Raw genomic sequence first — 19,926 nt, 5'->3', positions numbered from 1 at the left:
GTCCAGGTAGCTGGTGGCCGGGGTGTCACCACCCAGCGCGTAGGCCTCGTCGGCCGCGCGGACGTGCAGGGCGTCCCGGTCCGGGTCGGCGTAGACGGCTACGCATCCGATCCCGGCGTCCCGACAGGCTCGGGCAACGCGGACAGCGATTTCGCCACGGTTGGCGATGAGCACCTTGCGCACGATGACGGTCCCCTCTTCTGACGATTCGTTGGCTGGGCCGGCCGTCGCCGACCGGCTACTGCAGAGCGCTCATGACCCAGGCGGCGGGGCCGGGTTCGGACGCCGGGGTCATGTGGTGCACACGCGGGTGCCAGCGGCGGGTGCTGCCGCGCCGCCGCGCTCCCGCCCGCGCCGCGGCCACGGAGAGGGCGGCGGTGACCGCCACGAGGAGCGCGGCCAGTTCCTCGTCCGTCGGGCAGCCGCGGACGACCTGCACGCCGCTCCGGACCGCGGTGTCGCTCACAGCGGAAGGTTCCCGTGCTTGCGAGGCAGCCGTGTGACGCGCTTGGTGCGCAGCATGCGCAGGGCCCGGGCGACCTGGGTCCTGGTCTCCCGGGGCATGATCACGGCGTCGATGTAGCCGCGTTCGGCCGCGACGTACGGGTTGCAGAGCGCCTGTTCGTACGTCGCGCGCAGCCGCTCGCGCTCCGCGTCCGGGTCGTCCGCCCGCTGGAGGGCGTCCCGGTAGAGCACGCTCACCGCTCCCTCGCCGCCCATGACCGCGATCTCGGCGGTCGGCCAGGCCAGGTTGATGTCGGTGCCCAGGTGCTTGGAGCCCATGACCCCGTAACCGCCGCCGTAGGCCTTGCGGGTGACGACGGTGACGAGGGGGACGGTGGCTTCCGCGTAGGCGTAGATCAGCTTGGCTCCGCGCCGGATGATGCCGCCGCGTTCCTGGTCGATGCCGGGCAGGAAGCCCGGCACGTCGACGAAGGTGAGCACGGGGATGTGGAAGGCGTCGCAGGTCCGGATGAAGCGCGCCGCCTTCTCGCTCGCGTCGATGTCCAGCGCGCCCGCCGCGCAGACGGGCTGGTTGGCGACGACGCCGACGCTCCGCCCCTCGACGCGGCCGAAGCCACAGATGATGTTCTGCGCGAACAGCGGCTGGACCTCCAGGAGTTCACCGCCGTCCAGCACACTGCACACCACCTGCTGCATGTCGTACGGGGTGCTGGGGTCGTCGGGGACGAGGGTGTCCAGCGCCTCGTCCTCCTCGCGGATCCCGGGCTCGTCCGGCGCGGCGTACTCGGGCGGGTCGTCCATGTTGTTCGACGGCAGATGGCCGAGCAGCGCGCGGACGTAGTCGAACGCGTCCTTCTCGTCCTCGGCCATGTAGTGGGCGCTGCCGGAGAAGGTGTTGTGGCCGAGCGCCCCGCCCAGTTCCTCGCGGTCCACCGACTGGCCGGTGATGGTGCGCAGCACCTCGGGGCCGGTGACGAACATGTGGGAGATGGCGTCGACCATGACCACGAACTCGGTGATGGCGGGCGCGTACACGGCACCGCCCGCGCACGGCCCCATCATGAGCGAGATCTGCGGGATGACGCCGGACGCCTGGACATGGCGCTTGACCATCTCCGCGTAGAGGGCGAGGGATTCGACCCCCTCCTGGATCCGGGCGCCGCCCGAGTCGTTGATGCCGATGACCGGACAGCCGGTGCGGATCGCCAGGTCCATCACCTTGACGACCTTGTGGCCGTACATCTCGCCGAGGCTGCCGCCGAAGACGGTGAAGTCCTGGGCGAAGACGAAGACCTGACGGCCGTTCACCTCGCCGTACCCGGTGACCACTCCGTCGCCGAGCGGCCGTTTCTCCTGCATGCCGAAGTCGTGGCAGCGGTGCCGGACCAGGGCGTCGAGTTCGACGAACGAACCGGGGTCCAGCAGGGCGTCGATGCGCTCGCGCGCGGTCATCTTGCCCTTGGCGTGCTGCCGGTCGACGGCGGACTCCGAGGGGGCCAGCTCCTCGTTGCGCCGGGCGAGTTCGGCGAGCCGTTCCGCCGTGCTCCTGCCGGGTGCCGTGCTCATCGGGACACCTTGAGCGCGCTGAGCACGCCCGGCCACACGGTGTGCAGCTCGCGCTGCCAGTAGGGCCAGGCGTGCGTACCGGCCATGTGGAGGTTGGCGGTGACGTCGACACCCTCATCGCGCAGGGCGTCACGGAACCGGGCGTTGGGCGCGTACGTCGGCCCCTCCAGCATTCCGGCGAACGGGTCGAACGCCGCCTCCAGTCCGCCCGGCAGCCCGGTCGCGGCCGACAGATGGACCTTGACGCCGCGGAGCCGCTCGGGGTGACGGGCCGGGTTGTGGGCCTCCCACACGTGCGACTGCTCCTGCGGGTCGCCCCACAGCTTGCCCGCGTCGATGTTCTCGCGCGCGCAGGTCAGGTAGATGCCGGTGCGGGTGGCCTGGTCCTCGATGTCGACGACGCCGCTGAACGAGGCCGCGTAGGCGTACTTGCCGGGATGGCGGCCCGCGTAGTTGAGCGCGCCGAGCCCGCCTTCGGACAGGCCGATCAGCGCGCGCCGCTTGTTGGCCCGGTATCCGGCCTCGAGGAGCTGCGGCAGTTCGAGGGTGTGGAACGTCTCCCACTTCGGGCCGCCCTTGACGCCGTCGTTGTACCAGTCGGTGTAGAAGCCGGCACGGCCACCCTCGGGCGTCACGATGATCGCGTCGTTGTCGGCGGCGAGTTCCTCGATGTCGGTCTCGCGGGTCCACGAGGTGTAGTCGTCGCTCGCGCCCTGGAGCAGATAGACCGTGGGAAAGGTGCGCTTGGACTTCGCCGACCACGAGCGCGGCAGGATGACCCGCACCGGCATGTTCGTGCCCATCGCGGGCGAGGCGACGAGGAGGTCCGCGGTGCGCTCGTCGAGCTGCTTGACGTCGACGATGCGGGCGCCGCTCGCCGCCTTCACCTTGGGGAAGACGTACGGGGACGCGGGCTTCCGCTCGTCGGCCGCCGCCGTGGGCGCCGCGACCAGGGCGGACACGGTCGCGAGACAGGCGAGGAGGACGGTGACCCGGCGGCGGGAGCGGCGTGTCGAGGTGGCGGCACGGCTCGGCACGGTGTGGGGGGTTCCGCCGGTGTGAGCTGCTTCGGAGGCCAAGGCTTCGTTCCTTCGTCTTCGGCACGGTCGTGGTCGCGTGCGGGGAGGCTGGAATACGGAGAGCGCCGGTCACGGGGCGTCGTCGCGGGCACCGTTCCGGACGGGTGCACCGCCCCCGGAAATCCGCTGACGTACCGTCAGTACGCTGGTGGGACAGGTCAGGTGTGTTCGTCCAGGGAGGCTTCGAGGTGCTGGGCGATGACCTCCACGTGGGGCGGGTCGATCAGCGACAGATGGTCGCCCGGCACGGGCACGACCTCCAGTCCGGGGCACAGCGGCGCCCAGCCCAGGTCCCGGTCGTCACGGAGGTACCGGGGATCGATGGCGGTGGTGAGCACCTGCGCCTCCTGCGCCCGGTAGAGGACGACAGGACCGGGGTACGGGCGTGGCTGGTAGCGCTCGCCGATCCGGGCGTCGACGTACGAGGTGCGCTGGTGCTCCATCACGCCGGGGCTCATGTCGAGCCCGGCGTCGGCCACTTGGCGCATCAGGGTCTGGATCTGGTCCTGCTCGTCCATGCGGGCCATCTCCTCGTACGGCAGCCGGAGCGGGCGGCCATAGGCGGTCTCGACGTACTCGGCGAACCGCGCGAACCGTTCCAGGAGGATGTCCTCCGGCTCCGGTCCGGGAAGGGCGGCGGGGAGGATCGTGTCGATCAGGCCGGTGTACCCGACGTGTTCGCCCCGGTCCCGCAGCCGCAGCGCCGCCTCGTACGCCAGGCAGCCGCCGAAGGACCAGCCGAGCAGCCGGTACGGGCCCTGGGGCTGGACGCCGCGGATGAGGCCCACGTAGTACTCGGCCTTCTCCTCCACGGTGGCCATGGCGTCGACCCGGTCGAGCCCGTAGACGGGGAGGCCGGGCGGCAGCAGTTCGGTGAGGGGCCGGTAGACGCTGGTGGGCCCGCCGGCGGGGTGGAAGACGAACAGCGGCGGGCGGTCGGTCGCGGCTCCGGGATCTCGCAGGACCCGCAGCGGGGTACCGTCCGTGCCGCCTTCCAGGGAGGGGCGGATCAGATCCGCCAGGGCGGCCACGGTGGGCGTCTGCCGGATCTGCTCGGCCGTCGGCGCAGCGTCCGTGGCGTCGAGCCGGGCGCGGATCCCCTCGGCCAGGGTCGCGGCCAGGGCCGCGTCGTCGGACAGGCCGGGCAGTTCCTGGTGGACGCCGTCCGGTGCACCGCCGGCGAGCTGGGCCCACACACCGGCCACGAGCCGTTCGGCGGCGTCCCGGGGCAGTACGCCGCGGGGAAGGGCGGGGCGGGCGGCCGTCCTGCCCTCCGCCGCCGGGGCGGGGCCGGCGCGCAGGTCGAGCGCGGTGAGCAGCGCCCCCGCTACGTCGTCCAGCGTCCCGCCGCGCAGCAGCAGCGTCTCGGGAAGGACGGTCCCGAAGTCCTGCTTGACGGCGTTACGGATCCGGACGGCCATGAGCGAGTCGAGCCCGAGGCCGGTGAGCGGCACGGTGGTGTCGACCTGCTGGTCGGTGTAGCCCATGACCATCGCGGTGCGCTGGGCGAGCCGGGTGCGCACCGCTTCGAACGCGGCACCGGGCGGGAGGTCCCGCAGCGCCTCGGGGCCGCCCCAGTCGCCCGGCTCGTCGGCGGCGCCGCGGACGAGTCCGGCGAAGTACGGCACGGATTCGAGCCCCGGGAAGGCCTGGACGACGCGCCGTACGTCCAGGCGTACGACACCGGTGTACGGCCGGCCGCCGGTGACCAGGAGCTGGAGGGCGTCAAGACCCTCGCCAGGGGTGATCGGTTCGAGGGCCAGGGTCGTCATGTCGGGCGCGGCGCCGAGCCCGGCCCACGGGCCCCAGGCGATCGACTCGCCCGGCGCGCCCCGTGCCCGGCGCTGCTGCACGAGTGCGTCGAGCCAGGCGTTGGCGGCGGCGTACGCGGCCTGGCCGGGGGAGCCGAACAGCGCGGCGGCCGAGCTGAACACCAGCCACCAGTCGAGGTCGTGGCCCGCGGTCGCCTCGTCGAGATGGCGGGCGCCGTCGACCTTGGGCCGGAACACCGTGTCCAGGTCGTCCGGTTCGAGCCCGGTGACGACGCCGTCCCGCAGGACACCGGCCGCGTGGGCGACACCGCACAGACGGTGGCCCTCGCGTACGGCGGCCTCGACGAGCCGCGACGCGGTGCCGGGTTCGGCGATGTCGCCCTGGACGACCTCGACGGAGACTCCGAGTGCGCGCATCTCGGCCAGTTCGGCCTCGGCCTGCGGGGCGGGTGCGCGGCGGCCGTTGAGGACCAGCCGGCCGGCGCCGCGGTCGGCGAGCCGGCGGGCGGTCGCGAGGCCGAGGCCGCCGAGCCCGCCGGTGACGATGTACGCGCCACCCGCCCGCGCGAAGGTCACCTCGGCGGCGTCCTTGCCGAGGTCGGCCGGGGCGAGCCGGGCGGTGAACCGGGTGCCCGCCCGCCAGGCGACCTGGTCGGCGTCGCCGTTGCCGAGGAGTTCACGGGCGAGGTCCTCGACGGCACCCGGCGAGCGGTCGACGTCGATGAGGCACGGCCGGAGGTGGGGGTGTTCGAGGGCGAGGACGCGGAGCAGCCCGCGCAGGCAGGCGCGGTCCGGGTCGCCCTTCTCGGCCGCGTTGACGGCCAGCGAACGCTCGGTGACCAGGCACAGCCGCGGGGACGTACCGGCTTCGGCGGAGGCGAGGGCGCGGGCGACCGCGGCGCAGCCGAGGACCGTCTCGCGGGCGCTCGTCGCGCCCGCCGCCTCGCCGAACAGCACGGCCACGGCCGCCGCGTCGCCCTCCGCGACCCCGTTCCGCCAGTCGGCGAGCGTGCGGTCGACGGAGTCCGGGGCGGCGGGGGCGACGGTGACGCGTGTCCCCTCCTGTTCGAGGGCCGCGCGCAGCGCGGTGGCCAGGCGGCCTTCCTCCCCGGTGCCGACGGTGAGCAGCAGCCAGTCCGTGGGGGCGGCGCCGGTCGTTCCCGAGGCGGGGAGCGTGGCCTTGTCCCAGGCGATCTCGAAGACGGTCTCGTCCAGCGGGCGGGGCACTTCGCCGGGTGCGGGGACGCGCAGCAGCACGTCCTCCGCCTCGACGAGCGCCGTTCCCGTGCTGTCCTCCAGCCACAGGGACCAGAGGCTGCGCGCCGGAGCGGCTTCGCCTTCGGTCTCCGCGCTCCCCGGGGAGGCGGGCCGGATGCGGCACTGGGTCGCGGCCGGTCCTGTGCGGCGTACGCGGAGGGTGCCGATGGCGACGGCGAGGGCGTCGCCGGCGGCGGCCGCACGCCGGGCCGGCTCCGAACCGGCCGGCTCCTCGACGCGTTGCGCCGAACCGGCCGGTGCGGCTTCGGTGTTCGCGGGCTCCGGGGTGGAGGCGGGCGCCCGCAGGCAGGCGTCGAGCAGCGCGGGGGGCAGGTGCCAGCCGGCGGAGACCCCGTCGGGTTCGGTGCCGTCCGGTGAGGGGAGCCGGACGGTGTACGCCTCGCGGTCCGGCTCACCCGGTACGGGCGCGCTCTCCGGCGCCAGGCCGTCCTGCGCGGCGTCCTCCGGTGCCAGGTTCTCCACCACCGCGGTGGCGAGCGTGGTCCAGCTTCCGGCCATGGAACGGGCGTTGACGCTCACCGTCGCGCATCCCGGCCCGGTCGGGTCGAGCAGCGTCGTCACGGGCGTGCTGGCGGACAGCGGCTGAAGATGATGGAGCGTCAGATCCCTTACGGCGACGTCCTCCACGGGGGCGCCGAAGATCTCGGCGGCGGCGGCGAGCGCCATCTCTGCGCAGGCGGCCAGGGTCAGCACCGCGGTCCCGTGCACCTCCTGCTCGGGGCGGTACCAGCCCTCGGTGCCCACGTCGCCGTGCCACAGGGTGCGGCGCGTGCCCGGGATGTCGGCGCGCGTGCCCAGAAGGGGGTGGCCTCCCGCGGGGCGCGCGGCCCGCCGGGCAGGAGTGCCGTCGTCCAGCCAGTGCCGGGCGTGCCGCCACGGCGCGGTCGGCAGAGCCGTTCGCCTGCCCGCCGGCCACAGCACCTCGGGCCGGCGGTGGACTCCGGCCGCGTGGAGGGCGGCGAGCGTGGTCCGCAGCGCGACCGGCTCGTCGCTGTCCCGGCGCAGCGTGGGCAGCACGAGGGCGCGGGGCCCGGCCGGGGCCTCGGCGCTCTCGCCCACGGGCAGCGCGGCGACGGGATGCGGTGAGATCTCCAGGAAGATCCGGTGCCCGTCCTCGGCGGCGGCGGTGACGGCCTGGCGGAGCCGGACGGGCCGGCGGGCGTTGTCGCACCAGTAGCCGCCGTCGGGCAGCGGCGCGCGGCGCGGGTCGTCGTGCACGGTGCCGTACCAGGGAAGGGCCGGCTCCCGCGCTTCGATGCCCTCGAACGCGGCGCGCAGGCGCGGCAGTACGGGGTCCACGGCGGCCGAGTGCCCGGCGCCCCCGACGTCGAGTGTCCGGGCCGGGATCCCCGACTCCTCCAGCTCGGCGACGAGTTGGCCGACCGGTCCTGCCGGGCCCGTCACCGTGCAGCGCAGAGGGGACGCGTCCACCGCGACCTCGACGCCGGGGAAGCGGTCGAGGAGCGCGGCACGTTCGTCCTGGGGGACGTCGATCGCCGCCATCGACCCGGCCTGTGCCGCGTCGACGGTGCTCAGCAGTTCGGAGCGGCGGAGCATGACGCGCAGGCCGTCGCGCGCTTCGAGGGCCCCGGCGACGACCGCAGCGGCCACCTCACCCATGGAGTGGCCGATGACCGCCACGGGTTCGACGCCGTACACGTGCCAGGTACGGGCGAGGGCCAACTGCAGTCCGTAGAGCAGAGGTTGGACCTGGGCGACGGCCGTGGGCGGGACGCCGCGGGTGATGCGGTCGCTCAGCGTCGTACCGGTCTCGGCCTCGAAGACCGGGCCGAGGGCGCGGACCTCGGCGGCGAACACCTCGTCGCCCTCCAGCAGGCTCCGCCCCATGCCCTCCCACTGCGATCCGTAGCCGGAGAAGACGAACACCGGCCCGGTGTCGGCGAGTTCGTCCGGGTCGAGCGTGCGCGGGCCGAGGACGCCCGCCCCCGGCTGGTTGTTACCCAGGACGCGCAACCCGGCGGTCAGGGCCTCGCGGTCGCGGCCGACGACGGCGGCGCTCACCGGACCGTAGCGATGGAGGCCGAGGGTGTGCGCCACGTCCTCGGGGGGCGTCCGCAGCCCGGCCGGGGAGGTGAGCCAGTCGGCGAGGCCGAGGGCGGTGCCGCGCATCCGGTCGGCGGAGCGGGCGGAGAGGAGGAGGGTGTACGGCGGCTCCGTCGTCCCCGCGGCCTCGATGGACTCCGCGGCCTCCCCCGGCTCCCCTGACTCCGTGGCGGACGCGGGTACGCCGGGCTTCCACTCCTCCAGCACGGCATGCGCGTTCGTCCCGCCGAAGCCGAAGGCGGACACGCCCGCTCGTGCCGGCCGCCCGTCCTCACCGGACAGCGACGTCGCCTCGCCCACCACCCGAAGCCGCGACGCCTCGAAGTCGATGTGCGGGTTGGGGGTCCGGAAGTGCAGGCTCGCCGGGAGCGTGCCGTGGTGCAGGGACAGCACGGTCTTGATGACCCCCGTGATGCCCGCCGCGCCCTCGAGATGCCCCACGTTGCTCTTGACCGAACCGATCAACAGCGGGCGCTCCGCGGGTCGTTCGGCCCCGAGGACGGCGCTGAGTGCGCTCGCCTCGATCGGGTCGCCGAGCAGGGTGCCGGTGCCGTGCGCCTCCACGTAGTCGATGTCCGTGGGTCCGACGCCGGCGTCGGAGGTCGCCGCACGCAGCAGGGCCTGCTGGGCGGCGGGGTTGGGGGCGACCATGCCGGCCGAGCGTCCGTCGGAGTTGACGGCCGAGCCGCGGACCAGGGCGAGCACCCGGTCGCCGTCGCGCACCGCGTCGTCGAGGCGCTTGAGCACCACGACCCCGCATCCCTCGCCGCGCGCGATGCCGTCGGCGGAGGCGTCGAACGCCTTGCAGCGGCCGTCGGGGGCGAGCGCACCCGCCTGCTCGAAGCTGGAGGTGACGGCCGGGGAGAGAAGGACGTTGACACCCGCGGCCAGGGCCGTGTCGCACTCCCCCGCGCGCAGACTTCGGCACGCCTGGTGCAGCGCGACGAGCGAGGACGAGCAGGCCGTGTCGATCGTGAGGCTGGGTCCGCGCAGGTCGAGGATGTACGACAGTCGGTTCGACGCGATGCTGGCCGCCGACCCTGTGCTCGTCCACTCGCTCACCCGCGCGAGGTCGGCGGTGGTGAGGAACCCGTACTCGAGGGAGCTGAGGCCGACGAACACGCCCGTCGCACTGGAGCGCAGCGACGGCGCCGGCATGCCCGCATGGTCCAGCGCCTCCCAGGCCACCTCGAGGAGCAGCCGCTGCTGAGGGTCCATCAACTGGGCCTCGCGGGGCGTGATCCCGAAGAACTCGGCATCGAACCCGGCGACGTCGGTGAGGAATCCGCCCCAGCGCGGTGTACGGGCGAGGGCCGCGGCGGTGGCGGCGGATCCGTCGTCGAAGTCCTGCCAGCGTTCCGTCGGGACGACGCTCACGGCGTCGCCGCCGGCCAGCAGGAACTCCCAGAAGGCTTCGGGTCCTTCGATGCCGCCGGGCAGGCGGCAGCCGATGCCGACGACGGCGACGGGACCGGCTCCCCCTCCGGTCCCGGGGCTTCTGCCGTCCGCCGCGGCCGCGCTCTCCTCGGCGCGCTCCGGCCCGGCGTCGGCGAGACGGCGCACCAGAGCGGCGACGCTCGGGTTCTCCCACAGCAGCGTCGCCGGGAAGGTACGGCCGAGCACGTCCTCCAACTCCCCCGACAGACCGACCGCGTCGCGCGAGGACAGCCCGTAGTCGGCGAGCGGCCGGTCGGGGTCGATGTCCTCGGGGGCGACGGCGCACCGCTCGGCGACCAGGCGCAGCAGCAGGGCGCGGATCCCCGCCTCCCCCGCCGCCCCGTCCTGGTCCGGCCGCGCGTCCGCTTCCCTGTCCTCCTGGGTCATTCGGCCCCCCCGGCCCCGGCCCGGTCCAGGTCCGCGGGCTCCGACCACGTCCCGGCCAGGTAGTCCCGGCGGCAGGCGCTGCGCGCGACCTTGCCGCTGCTGGTGCGCGGCACCGTGCCGGGCGGCGCGAGGACGAAGTCGTGGACGGGCGCCCCGTGGCCGGCGACCACGGCGTCCCGTACGGCCCGGCCCACTGCCTCGCGCTCCGTCTCCGGGTCGTCGGCGTGGCGGGAGTGCTCGGCGACGATGACCAGGCGCTCGGTGCCGTCGACGGTCAGGGCGAAGGCGGCCACGTGGTCGTAGCGGATGAGGGCGTGGGCCTCCTGGACGGTCGTCTCGATGTCCTGCGGGTAGTGGTTCGTGCCGTCGACGATGATCAAGTCCTTGATCCTGCCGGTGACATACAGATCACCGTCGTGCACCGCGCCCAGGTCTCCCGTACGCATCCACCGCCGCGCGCCGCCCGACTCCGCACCGGTCGAGGAGGCGCCGCCGGACGCGCCGCCGGACGGCTCGTCGGCGAGCGCCGCGGCGAAGATCTCGGCGCTGCGGGAGGGACTTCGCCAGTAGCCGCGCGCGACGTTCGGACCGTGCACCCAGATCTCACCGACCGAACCGTCGGGCAGTCTGCGGGAGTTGGCGGGGTCGACGACGGCGACCTCCTGGCCGACCGGGCCGCCGCAGGCGACGAGTTCGGTGAAGGTACCGGACCCGGCGGCGGGCGGAGCGGGGCTGAGGGTGCCCTGCCCGAGCAACTCGCGGTCGAAGGCGGTGACGCGCGGGGCGGTGCCGTTCCGCGTGGTGGAGACGAAGACGGTGGCCTCGGCCAGGCCGTACGCGGGGCGCATCATCTCCGGGCGTGCCCCGCAGGCCCCGAACGCCTGCTGGAAACGGTCCAGGGTCTCGGCCCGGATCGGCTCGCTGCCGTTGATCAGCACGGCCACGTCGCCCAGCCGCAGGTCCGCCCGCTGCTCCTCCTTGACGCGCCGCGCGCAGTAGTCGTACGCGAAATTCGGTGCGGCGGTCACGGCGCCGGGCCGGTCGGCCAGCATGCGGAGCCAGCGCACGGGCTGCTGGACGAAGGCCAGCGGCTCGGTGATCACGGATGCGGCGCCGCTGACGAGCGGGATGCCCACCGACAGCACCAGACCCATGTCGTGGAAGAGCGGAAGCCAGGAGACGATGTGGTTCCGCTCGCGCTCGACGCCGTACGCGGTGACGATCTGGCGGATGTTGGCCACGGCGCCCGCGTGCGTGACCTCCACACCGGACGGGTTCCGGGTGGAACCGGAGGTGTACTGGAGGTACGCGCAGTCCTCCGGACGTACGCGCACCTCGGGCGGGCCGGGCAGGTCCGCGGCCCGGCTCTCCAGTTCGGCGAGGCCGACGGCGACGACACCGGACCGTCCGGGCAGCCGCTTGCTGATGCGGAAGTCCTCGAGGGACACGCGGGCGGGCTCCGTGGTGAGGAGGACGGCGGGGCGCGTGTCGGCGAGCACGGAGGCGAGCTTCTCGTCGTGGCCGGGGAGGTTGGGCGGGAACAGCGGTACGGCGATCGCTCCGGCCCGCATCGCCCCGAGGAACCCGACGACGTACTCGGGCCCCTGCGGGGCGACCACCGCGACCCGCTCCCCCGGCGCGGCCCCGGCCTCGGCCAGGATCGCGGCCATCGCCCCGGTACGGCGGTCGAGTTCGGACCAGGAGAGGGTGGTGCGCCGCCCGGCGGGATCGGTGGCGAAGTCGAGGAAGGTGAACGAGGGCTCGTCAGGAAACGTTTCCGCGGCCCGGATCATCTGGGCGACGAGCGTGTCCTCCCCGGCGCTCCCGGACCCCGTCGCATCGGACTCACCGCCGTGGCATGCGGACATCATGGCTGCACCCTCCGGTGGATCATCCGACATGGCTTCCCTCTCCCCGCGGCGAGCGCCACCGGAGGCGAGGCAATAAGAGGCCAATGGTCCGATAGTTGGTCTTTTGGACGTTAAAGTCGCCATTGGTATATGTCAAACACCTATGGTCCATTTGAACGACTACAGAGAACAGCGAACCCCTGTGCGAGCCGGGCATTCGTGATCGAGCTTTGAATTCACCGCACTCCGCGAGTGCCGACAGGAAAAGAGGTGGCGGCAATGGGCCGTCCGGGTGACTACGGGCTCCTGGCCGCCCTCGCGTTCGCGGCCTTCATGACGTGCCTGGACAACACCGTCGTCAATGTGGCCCTGCCGCTCGTCCAGCAGGACCTCGGACTCGACCTGGCCGACCTGGAGTGGGTGGCCGCGGCGTATCCGCTGACCTTCGCCGCGCTGCTGCTCACCGGCGGCCGGTCCGCCGACGTCTGGGGGCGGCGGCCGACGCTGCTCACCGGCCTGGTGGTGTTCACCAGCGCGTCACTGCTGTGCGGGCTGGCGCGGACCGGCGGCCAGCTCATCACCTGCCGCGGCCTTCAGGGCATCGGGGCGGCCCTCGTCATCCCGGCTTCGCTGGCGGTACTGACGCGCGACCTGGGCCCGAAGGCCCGCGCCGCCGGTGTCGCGACCTGGATGGGGGCGCTCGCCGCGGCGCTCGCGCTCGGTCCCGTCATCGGCGGTGTCATCAGCCAACACTGGGGCTGGAGCTGGATCTTCGTCATCAATGTGCCCTTCGGTGCCCTGGCGCTCGTCGCGGTGGCGCGCGCGGTGCCCGGCGGCACGGCCCCCGGTCTGCTCCCCGACGGGGCGGCGGTGCCCGCGGCGGGCGGCCGGCCGGCCCGGCACTGGGCGGGCCGCTTCGACCCGGTGGGCGTGGCGCTCTCGTGCCTGGCCGCGGGCGGCTGCGCGTACGGGCTGATCGAGGGGCCGCGCCTCGGCTTCGTCTCGCCGGTGATCATGTGGGCGTTCGCCGGTTCCCTGGGTGCGTTCGCCCTCTTCGTGATCCGTCAGCGGACGGCCGGTACGCCGATGGTGGATCTCTCGCTCTTCCGCGACCGGGTGTTCAGCGGCGGTGTGGCGGCGCAGGTGCTCTGGGGGCTCGGGGTCAACGGCGTCTTCTTCTTCACCACGCTGTTCCTGCAACGGGGACTCGGCCTGAGCCCGACGCAGGCCGGTCTGGCCTTCACCCCGGTCGCCGCGTTCCTCATCCTCGCGACGCCCCTCACCGGCCTGCTGGTCCGCCGGTTCGGGGCCCATCGGACCACCGCCGGCGGGCTGTTGACGGTCGCCGCGGGTCTGCTGCTGCTGTCCCGGTCCGGGGACGGCGCGCGGCTCCTCGATCTGATGCCGGGGCTCATCGCGATCGGCGCGGGCTCGGCCGTGACCGTCCCGCTGACCGCGAGGACGCTGGACACGGCGACCGACACCTCGTCGGGCGTGGTCTCGGGTGTGGTGAGCGCGGCGCGCGAACTCTCCGCGCTGCTCGGCATCGCGCTGGTGGGTGCGGTCGTGGCGAGGCGTCAGGGGGCGGCGGTGCGCGGGGGGATGGACCCGGGGGCCGCGTTTCTGGAGGGCTATCAGGCCGGGCTGATGGTGGCGGCGGCTCTGGTGGCGATCGGGGCGGTGGTGGCGGGGCTGGCCTTGCGCCCCTCGCATGCGCCGTCGCCGTAAGCCCATTTGCTCCTCATCCGCGAACACGGTGTCCCGCGGCGTTCGGTCTCCGCCGATTCCTGTCGGAGACCGGTGACGGGAAATGCACCCCGCCAAGTTCCCTTTCCCATCCTTGAATTCCGGATGGCGGCGTTCAATACGCGGCGCGGCGCCGGTCCTTCACCCGGTACAGGGCGCACATCACCGGATCTTCTCGAGCAGCCGTACGCCTGCGACCTGTGCTTTCCGCAGCCGATACGCGGCGCACCGGGGCGCTCGAAGGGATCGCGGGGGTGGTACGGAACGGTGGTACGCGGAGCCGCGCCGCACGACGCGTACCGCACCCGCTCGTACGACTAATTCCCCTTTTCTTGAACGGTGTTGAGACGCGGTGCTTTGCTGGCCATATCCGAACCGGCGGGCCGCCCACCCTCCTGGGGGAGTTATGACAGGCGGCCCGCCGCCGGTTCTCACCGGTGGAATGCAGTCCGGTCGCCCTGTCACTGGGCAGGCTTCTCCGTGGAGTGGTGGAAAACCGGTCGGCGCCGCGTTGCCGGCGCCGGCCGGCGCGGTCCGCCCCTCCTGACGGAGGGAGCACCCCCGATGCGAGCCACCCGATCGAGGTCGACAGCCAGGGCGTGAACAGCGGGGAGCTGAAGCTCAGCGGCGTGACCGTCGGGCGCAGGCGCCGGGCAGGCGAAGGCGCCACACATGAAGCGGCGGGCCCCGGCCGGGTGATCCCCCACGGCGGCCGGGGCCCGCACCGTGGCTGCCCGTCGAGAAGGGGCGGGCAGACACAGTCGGGTGGCGAGGGTCAGCGACCCTCGTGCAGCACCATGGCCGAGCCTCCGCCGCGGCGCTTCGGTTCGGCGACCGCCTCGACCGTGCCGTCCGGCAGGAACTCCAGCGCGGCGACGGCCCCGATCTCCGGGGACGGCGTGAAGGTCTCCGGCGCCAGGACGAAGGAGTGGCCGATCTTCTCCAGCGCCTTGCTCTCCGGTGTCTTCAGGAAGGCGGGCTCGGCCTCGGTGTCGGCCTTGTTGCGCTGGGAGATACGCGGAGCGGCGACGGCCTCCGGGAGGGACATCCCGAGGTCCAGGCGGTTGACCAGGGTCTGCAGCACCGTGGTGATGATCGTGGCCCCGCCGGGCGAGCCGACGGCGATCTGCGGCTCTCCGTCCTTCAGCACGATCGTCGGCGACATGCTGCTCCGCGGGCGCTTGCCGGGACCGGGCAGGTTCGGGTCCGGCACGCCCTCGGTGACCGGCGTGAAGTCGAAGTCGGAGAGCTCGTTGTTGAGCAGGAAGCCACGTCCGGGCACCGTGATGCCCGAGCCGCCGGTCTGCTCGATGGTCAGGGTGTACGAGACGACGTTGCCCCAGCGGTCCGACGCCACCAGGTGCGTCGTGGACGGCCCCTCGTAAGGCTCCTTGGTGCCCTTGCCCTGGGTGCAGCCGCCGCCGGGCGAGCGCGGGTCGGCGGGGGCGACCGGGCTCTTCAGCACGGAGTCGGGCCGGATCAGGCAGGCCCGTTCCTTTCCGAACTTCTTCGACAGCAGTTCCTTGGTGGGCACGTCCGAGAAGGCCGGGTCGCCCACCCAGCGGTTCCGGTCGGCGAACCCGATACGGCTCGCCTCGATGTAGCGGTGGAGCGCCTGCGTCCGGTCCTTCGGCGAGAGCTCGGAGTTCTCCAGGATGTTCAGCGCCTCGCCGACGGTGGTTCCGCCGGAGGAGGACGGGGCCATGGAGTAGATGTCGTGGCCGCGGTAGGTGGTGCGCGTCGGGGCGCGGCGCACCGTCTCGTAGGCGGCGAGGTCGCCGCGCTCCATCAGGCCGGGGCGGACCTTGCGGTCCGAGCCGGGGGCCACCGGCGGCTTCTGGGCGGTGCGCACCACGTCGCGTCCGATGTCGCCGTGGTAGAGCGCGTCCACGCCGTCGCGGCCGAGCTCCTTGTACGTGCGGGCGAGCCCGGGGTTGCGGAAGCGCGAGCCGACGACGGGGAGTTCGCCGTCGGGCAGGAACAGCTCCGCTGTGGAGCTGAAGTCGCGGAAGCGCTCCTCGTTCATCTCGGTCTGGGCCCGGAACTCCTCGTTCACCACGAAGCCGTCACGGGCGAGACGGGTGGCCGGGCGCAGGGCCTGCCCGAGCCCCACCGTGCCCCAGTCCTCCAGCGCCTTCTCCCAGGTCGCCGGGGTGCCCGGAACGCCCACGGACAGGCCGGAGTTGACGGCCTCGTCGAACGGGATGGGCTTGCCGGTGGACTTGTCGACAAAGGCGTCCTCGCGCATACGGGCGGGAGCGGTCTCCCGGCCGTCGATCGTCCGCACCTTCCCGGACTTGGCGTCGTAGGAGACGAAGTAGCCGCCGCCTCCGATGCCCGCGGAGTACGGCTCGACGACGCCGAGGGCAGCGGCCGTGGCCACGGCCGCGTCGACGGCGTTGCCGCCCTTACGGAGGATCTTGAGGCCGGCCTCGGAGGCGTACGGGTTCACGCTGGACACGGCGCCGCCGCTGCCCCGGGCGACCGCCTGCTTCGGAGGCGGCTCGGACCGGGAGGGGCTGTCGTCCGCGGCGGGCGTGGAGCCGAAGGCGGCCGGGATCAGCAGGGGACAGGCAAGAGCCGCGGCGCACGCGGCAGCGACGACGGCGCGGTGGACAGCCATGTAGCCTCCGGGACCTCGTGAGGGGAATTGACGGAACCCTTCCAGTGCCGGTGCAGGTCGAGCAATGCGAAACGCCAATATTTGCGCGAGATCTGAGGTTCCCGGCCGGTAACCCGACGGGGCGCCGGCGTCACGATCCACCATCCCCGGACGGCGCCGGCAACGAGCAGTCGCCGACCGTTCGTTCTGCGTCAACCGACCAACCGGTGAGTACGCCGGCGGGCTGTGACTTTCGCGGACGGCCACCGGCGGACACGGCTTCACCGGTAACGGTGGAATTCGCTTTCCGAGCCGCTCGGCGCGTGCCGACCGGATGCGGTCACCGTCACCCATCCCTCGCTCACCGGTGGGCTGACCTGCCGTCCTGCCGTGAACCCGAGGTGCCCCGCAGGTCCCCGTCCTGTTCCGCATAGGGGGTGTTGAGGGGGTCCGGGACACCATCCCCTATCCCGGACCGGCCGCTCCCGAGCGCTGTGCGGGGCTGATATGACACATGCTCGCGGGGCGGATTTCTTCCCCGTGCGCGCCGGATCAGCGCTCCGCCGATCAGGGGTATTCGTGAGCACGGCTACGGCGCTGGGAAGAAGGCCGCGCGCCTACTGGTGTCACCGACCGGTCGGTTGCTCATCCGGCAGGGAGTACGGCCGTAACTCCGATGTGAATTCATCGCCATGCGCCGATGGTTGGCACCTTCCCCCTCCGGACACCGAATTCATTGCCTCCACCGGCAACGACACCCAGACCGTGAACCGGGGGGGCACGGAGAGCCGGGGAGACGGGAGACTGGGAGACGGGCTACGCCAGGGTGAACTGCGCCAGCGGACGCGTCGTCGGCTGCGATGAACCACCCGCCGGTTCCACGGTGATGGCCATCCCGGACGCGCCACCGATCCGGCCCGCGAGGACGGTCTCGGCGTCGCCGCCGGCCGGGACGAGCCCGGCGGAGCGGAAGGTGCCCGCCTGGTCGTACCAGAGTTGGTACACCTTGCCGTCCGACAGCCCGGGCAGTCCCGCGGCGAAGAAGACCGCCCGGCCCACGTCGCGTGAGGAGACCACGGTGCCGCGCGCGCCGTCGCCGATGCTCTGCGATACCGACACCGCGTCGGGCGAGGTCACGACGGCGGCCACCTCGTCGTTCCGCTGGGCGGTCCGCTGCGCCTCCTGCCGGGCGTGTTCGGCCTCCTGGTACTGCCAGACGCCGATCCCGCCGAAGGCCGCCGCGAGCGCGACACAGGCCGCGAGCATCATGCGGGGCAGCCGCCGCTGCCGCCGGCGCACGGTGGCGGCGTGCCGCCCGGGCGGCCCCTGCTGCGGTTCCTGGGGCGGCCCTTGCCGCTGGTCCCGCGGCTCGTGCGGCGCCTCCTCCTGGGGGGTGGTGCCGATCCGTCGCAGCACCTCATCCCGCATCCGCGCGGGTACGGGCACGGCGGAGGCGAGACCGAGTTGTGCGGCGGTGGCCCGCAACTCCCGTACCTCCTGGGCGCAGGCGGGGCACTCCTCCAGGTGCCGCTCGAACTCCTCCCGCTCCTCGGGGGTCAGCGCGTCCAGGGCGTAGGCGCCGGTCAGGGTGTGGTCGTGGGTGCTCATGTCCGCCCGCCCAGGCAGTCGCGGAGCCGGATCAGCCCGTCCCGCAGCCGTGTCTTCACCGTGCCCAGGGGCGCCTGCACCGCGTGCGCGACCTCCTGACAGGTCAGGCCCCGGTAGTAGGCCAGGGTGATGGACTGGCGCTGGACGTCGCTGAGCGCGTGCAGGCAGCGGCGGACCTGGTGCCATTCCCACCGGGTCTCCACCGTCTCCGCCACGTCGTCGAGACCGCCGGACCGGTCACGTACGGCGGCCAGGTGCTCCCGGTCCGCCGCCGACCGCTCGGAGCGCACCCGGTCGACGGCCCGGTGGTGCGCCATCGTCATCACCCAGGTCCCGACGGTCCCGCGGTCCGGCCGGAAGCGCGCGGCGGTACGCCATACGTCCAGCATCACTTCCTGGGCGACGTCCTCGGCGAGCCCGGGGTCGCGCAGGATCCGGCGGGCCACTCCCAGGACGGGTCCTGCGAGGGCGTCGAAGACCTGCTCGTAGGCCTTCTCGTCCCCGGTGGCCACCCGCCCGACCAGCTCGGCCAGGTCGGCCTCGTCGGTGGAGTCGGCGCGCGGCGCGGAGGCACCCGTCACCGCCGTACGCCTTCGCGGTGTCCGGCGGGAGCCGGGGACGGCGCGGACGCGGTCGGATCCGGGACCGCCGAGTGCGTCCAGCGGACCGCCTGAGGCATGCCCGGGACCGCCGGCGGCAGGGAACGGGCCGCCGGCGGCAGGGAGCGGACTGCCGGGGGCAGGGGCCGGGCTGCCGGGGGCAGGGGCCTGGCGCATGCGGTCATCGCGGGTCTCCACGGAGGCGGTTTCCGTTCCGAGTCTCCGCCACCGGTGCGGCAGCCGCATGCGCACCGCACGGCCCGGGGGCCGCGCCCTGCGCCTCCGCACGGCAGCGGCCCCGGTGAGGAGCCCGGCGCGGCGCACCGTGCCGCTCCGTTCAGCTCCCCTCGGCGACCGCACGCTCCGCTTCTTCCGTCCGCGTGAACGCGAGGGTGGCGTGGGTGGTCTTCCCGTCCGCCTCGGGGGTGGCGTAGAGGCTGGTGGTGAGGCACTCCAGGAGCGGCCAGCCCAGACCGCCGGTGCCGTCGACGAGGTCGGGTTCGCGGGGTACGGGCGGGGCTGGGCTGCCGTCGGTGACGGCCGCCTCGAGGGCGCCGGGGCTCGCGGTGAGCCGGAGCGTACGGGGGCCGCCGGCGTGCCGTACGGCGTTGGTGACGAGTTCCGAGACGACGAGCAGGGCGTCGTCCCGGGCGGCGTGGGTCAGGCCGGGGCCGATGCTGTCGAGGAAGGCGCCGGCGGCCCGGCGCGCGGCGGCGGGGGCCCGCAGGTCCTCGGAGACCGGGATGGTGCAGCACCGGCACGCGAGGTCCGGGCCGGGGTGGGTGAGTGTGGCGGACATGGCAGTGGCTGCTTCGCGTGAGATGACGGACGGGGTGGGGTGGCCCGGGCGGGTGGCGGGCCTGGAAGGGCACTGCCGGGAGTGCGGCGCGATGGGACGGGTGGAGGGCGAGGCCGGCACGCGGCCTCGCCCTCCGTACGGGGGACGGGTCCTCGGTCAGCGGTACTTGCACTCCCAGTGGCCCTTGACCCAGTGCTTCTCCCAGTGTCCCTTGATGTGCTCGGCCTCCCAGTGGCCCTTGTGGAGCTGGTTCTTGTGGAGCCAGTAGCCGTGGTGCCACTTGTGGTTCTTGTCGAACCAGCCCTTGTGGAACTGCTTCTCGTGGGCGCGGAAGGTCTTGTGCCAGGTGTTCTTCCAGTGGGCCTTGACCCACTTCTTCTCCCAGTGGCCCTTGTGCCAGACGCACTTCTTGCCGTGCTGGTGGTCCACGGTGGCCTGGGCTGTCGTCGCCGTCGGCGCCGGAGCGGCGACGGCGGTGGCCGTGGCGCCGAAGGCGGCGCCGCCGGCCAGCAGACCGGTCGCGGCACCGGCCGCGATCAGGCGGCGGGCACGTATGGGGACGCTCATGCGTCACACCTCCTTCTCATCGGTGACGGGCACACGGCACGGTGAGGGGATCGCGCCCCGGGCGCATCGGGTGAGCCGGCGGAACGGTCCCGGCCGTGTGCTGTGGT

Annotated in this window: 13 protein-coding genes; 2 read left to right on the top strand and 11 right to left on the bottom strand. The window is 73.4% G+C overall.

Features of this window, described 5'->3' with window-relative positions; translation table 11 throughout:
• The 6 genes from ABZ822_RS25640 to ABZ822_RS25615 all read right to left on the bottom strand — a co-directional run.
• Positions 1 to 183, bottom strand: a 183-nt coding sequence (locus ABZ822_RS25640) for a biotin carboxylase N-terminal domain-containing protein (RefSeq protein ID WP_360858761.1), incomplete at its 3' end; no start/stop codon positions are given.
• Between the two features lie 55 nt (positions 184 to 238).
• On the bottom strand, positions 239 to 466 hold the full coding sequence (locus ABZ822_RS25635) for an acyl-CoA carboxylase epsilon subunit (RefSeq protein WP_360858758.1): 228 nt from the start codon (positions 464 to 466) through the stop codon (positions 239 to 241).
• On the bottom strand, positions 463 to 2,031 hold the full coding sequence (locus ABZ822_RS25630) for an acyl-CoA carboxylase subunit beta (protein ID WP_360858754.1): 1,569 nt from the start codon (positions 2,029 to 2,031) through the stop codon (positions 463 to 465). Before ABZ822_RS25630 ends, ABZ822_RS25635 begins: the two co-directional genes overlap by 4 nt.
• Complete coding sequence (locus tag ABZ822_RS25625; protein ID WP_360858751.1) at positions 2,028 to 3,110, bottom strand: alpha/beta hydrolase family protein; 1,083 nt, start codon at positions 3,108 to 3,110, stop codon at positions 2,028 to 2,030. The genes ABZ822_RS25630 and ABZ822_RS25625 overlap by 4 nt, the downstream gene beginning before the upstream one ends.
• Positions 3,111 to 3,268: 158 nt before the next feature.
• Positions 3,269 to 10,048 carry an SDR family NAD(P)-dependent oxidoreductase gene (locus ABZ822_RS25620; protein WP_360858747.1) on the bottom strand — a complete coding sequence of 2,260 codons (6,780 nt, stop codon included), beginning with the start codon at positions 10,046 to 10,048 and terminating at the stop codon, positions 3,269 to 3,271.
• A complete protein-coding gene (locus tag ABZ822_RS25615; protein ID WP_360858744.1) occupies positions 10,045 to 11,949 on the bottom strand; it encodes a fatty acyl-AMP ligase in 1,905 nt (634 codons plus the stop codon). The genes ABZ822_RS25620 and ABZ822_RS25615 overlap by 4 nt, the downstream gene beginning before the upstream one ends.
• A 228-nt stretch (positions 11,950 to 12,177) precedes the next feature.
• Between ABZ822_RS25615 and ABZ822_RS25610 the strand changes: the two genes are divergently transcribed.
• Both ABZ822_RS25610 and ABZ822_RS25605 read left to right on the top strand, forming a co-directional pair.
• Positions 12,178 to 13,626: an MFS transporter gene (locus ABZ822_RS25610; RefSeq protein ID WP_360858741.1), complete on the top strand. Its 1,449-nt coding sequence runs from the start codon at positions 12,178 to 12,180 to the stop codon at positions 13,624 to 13,626.
• A gap of 123 nt (positions 13,627 to 13,749) precedes the next feature.
• Positions 13,750 to 13,965, top strand: a complete 216-nt coding sequence (locus tag ABZ822_RS25605) for a phage DNA packaging protein J (protein WP_360858738.1) — start codon at positions 13,750 to 13,752, stop codon at positions 13,963 to 13,965.
• A 454-nt stretch (positions 13,966 to 14,419) separates the two neighbouring features.
• Here the strand turns inward: ABZ822_RS25605 and ggt are convergent, their stop codons facing one another.
• The 5 genes from ggt to ABZ822_RS25580 form a co-directional block, all read right to left on the bottom strand.
• Positions 14,420 to 16,267 (bottom strand): gamma-glutamyltransferase, encoded by a 1,848-nt coding sequence (gene ggt / locus ABZ822_RS25600; protein WP_360858735.1) that lies wholly within the window; start codon positions 16,265 to 16,267, stop codon positions 14,420 to 14,422.
• Positions 16,268 to 17,062: 795 nt separating this feature from the next.
• Entirely contained in the window at positions 17,063 to 17,854 is a 792-nt protein-coding gene (locus ABZ822_RS25595; RefSeq protein WP_360858732.1) for an anti-sigma factor, read from the bottom strand.
• Entirely contained in the window at positions 17,851 to 18,435 is a 585-nt protein-coding gene (gene sigK, locus ABZ822_RS25590; RefSeq protein WP_360858729.1) for an ECF RNA polymerase sigma factor SigK, read from the bottom strand. Before sigK ends, ABZ822_RS25595 begins: the two co-directional genes overlap by 4 nt.
• 355 nt (positions 18,436 to 18,790) lie before the next feature.
• The gene (locus ABZ822_RS25585; protein WP_360858726.1) at positions 18,791 to 19,252 is read right to left on the bottom strand and encodes an ATP-binding protein; all 462 of its coding nucleotides are present in this window, start codon (positions 19,250 to 19,252) and stop codon (positions 18,791 to 18,793) included.
• A 156-nt stretch (positions 19,253 to 19,408) separates the two neighbouring features.
• Positions 19,409 to 19,819, bottom strand: coding sequence for a hypothetical protein (locus ABZ822_RS25580; protein ID WP_360858723.1), 411 nt, complete (start codon positions 19,817 to 19,819; stop codon positions 19,409 to 19,411).
• Between the last annotated feature and the right edge of the window lie 107 nt (positions 19,820 to 19,926).

The sequence above is a fragment of the Streptomyces sp. NPDC047108 genome, assembly GCF_040643575.1.
Taxonomy (GTDB): domain Bacteria; phylum Actinomycetota; class Actinomycetes; order Streptomycetales; family Streptomycetaceae; genus Streptomyces.
Note: the sequence above shows the minus strand (reverse complement) of the source record. Positions and strands in the feature narration are given on the sequence as shown.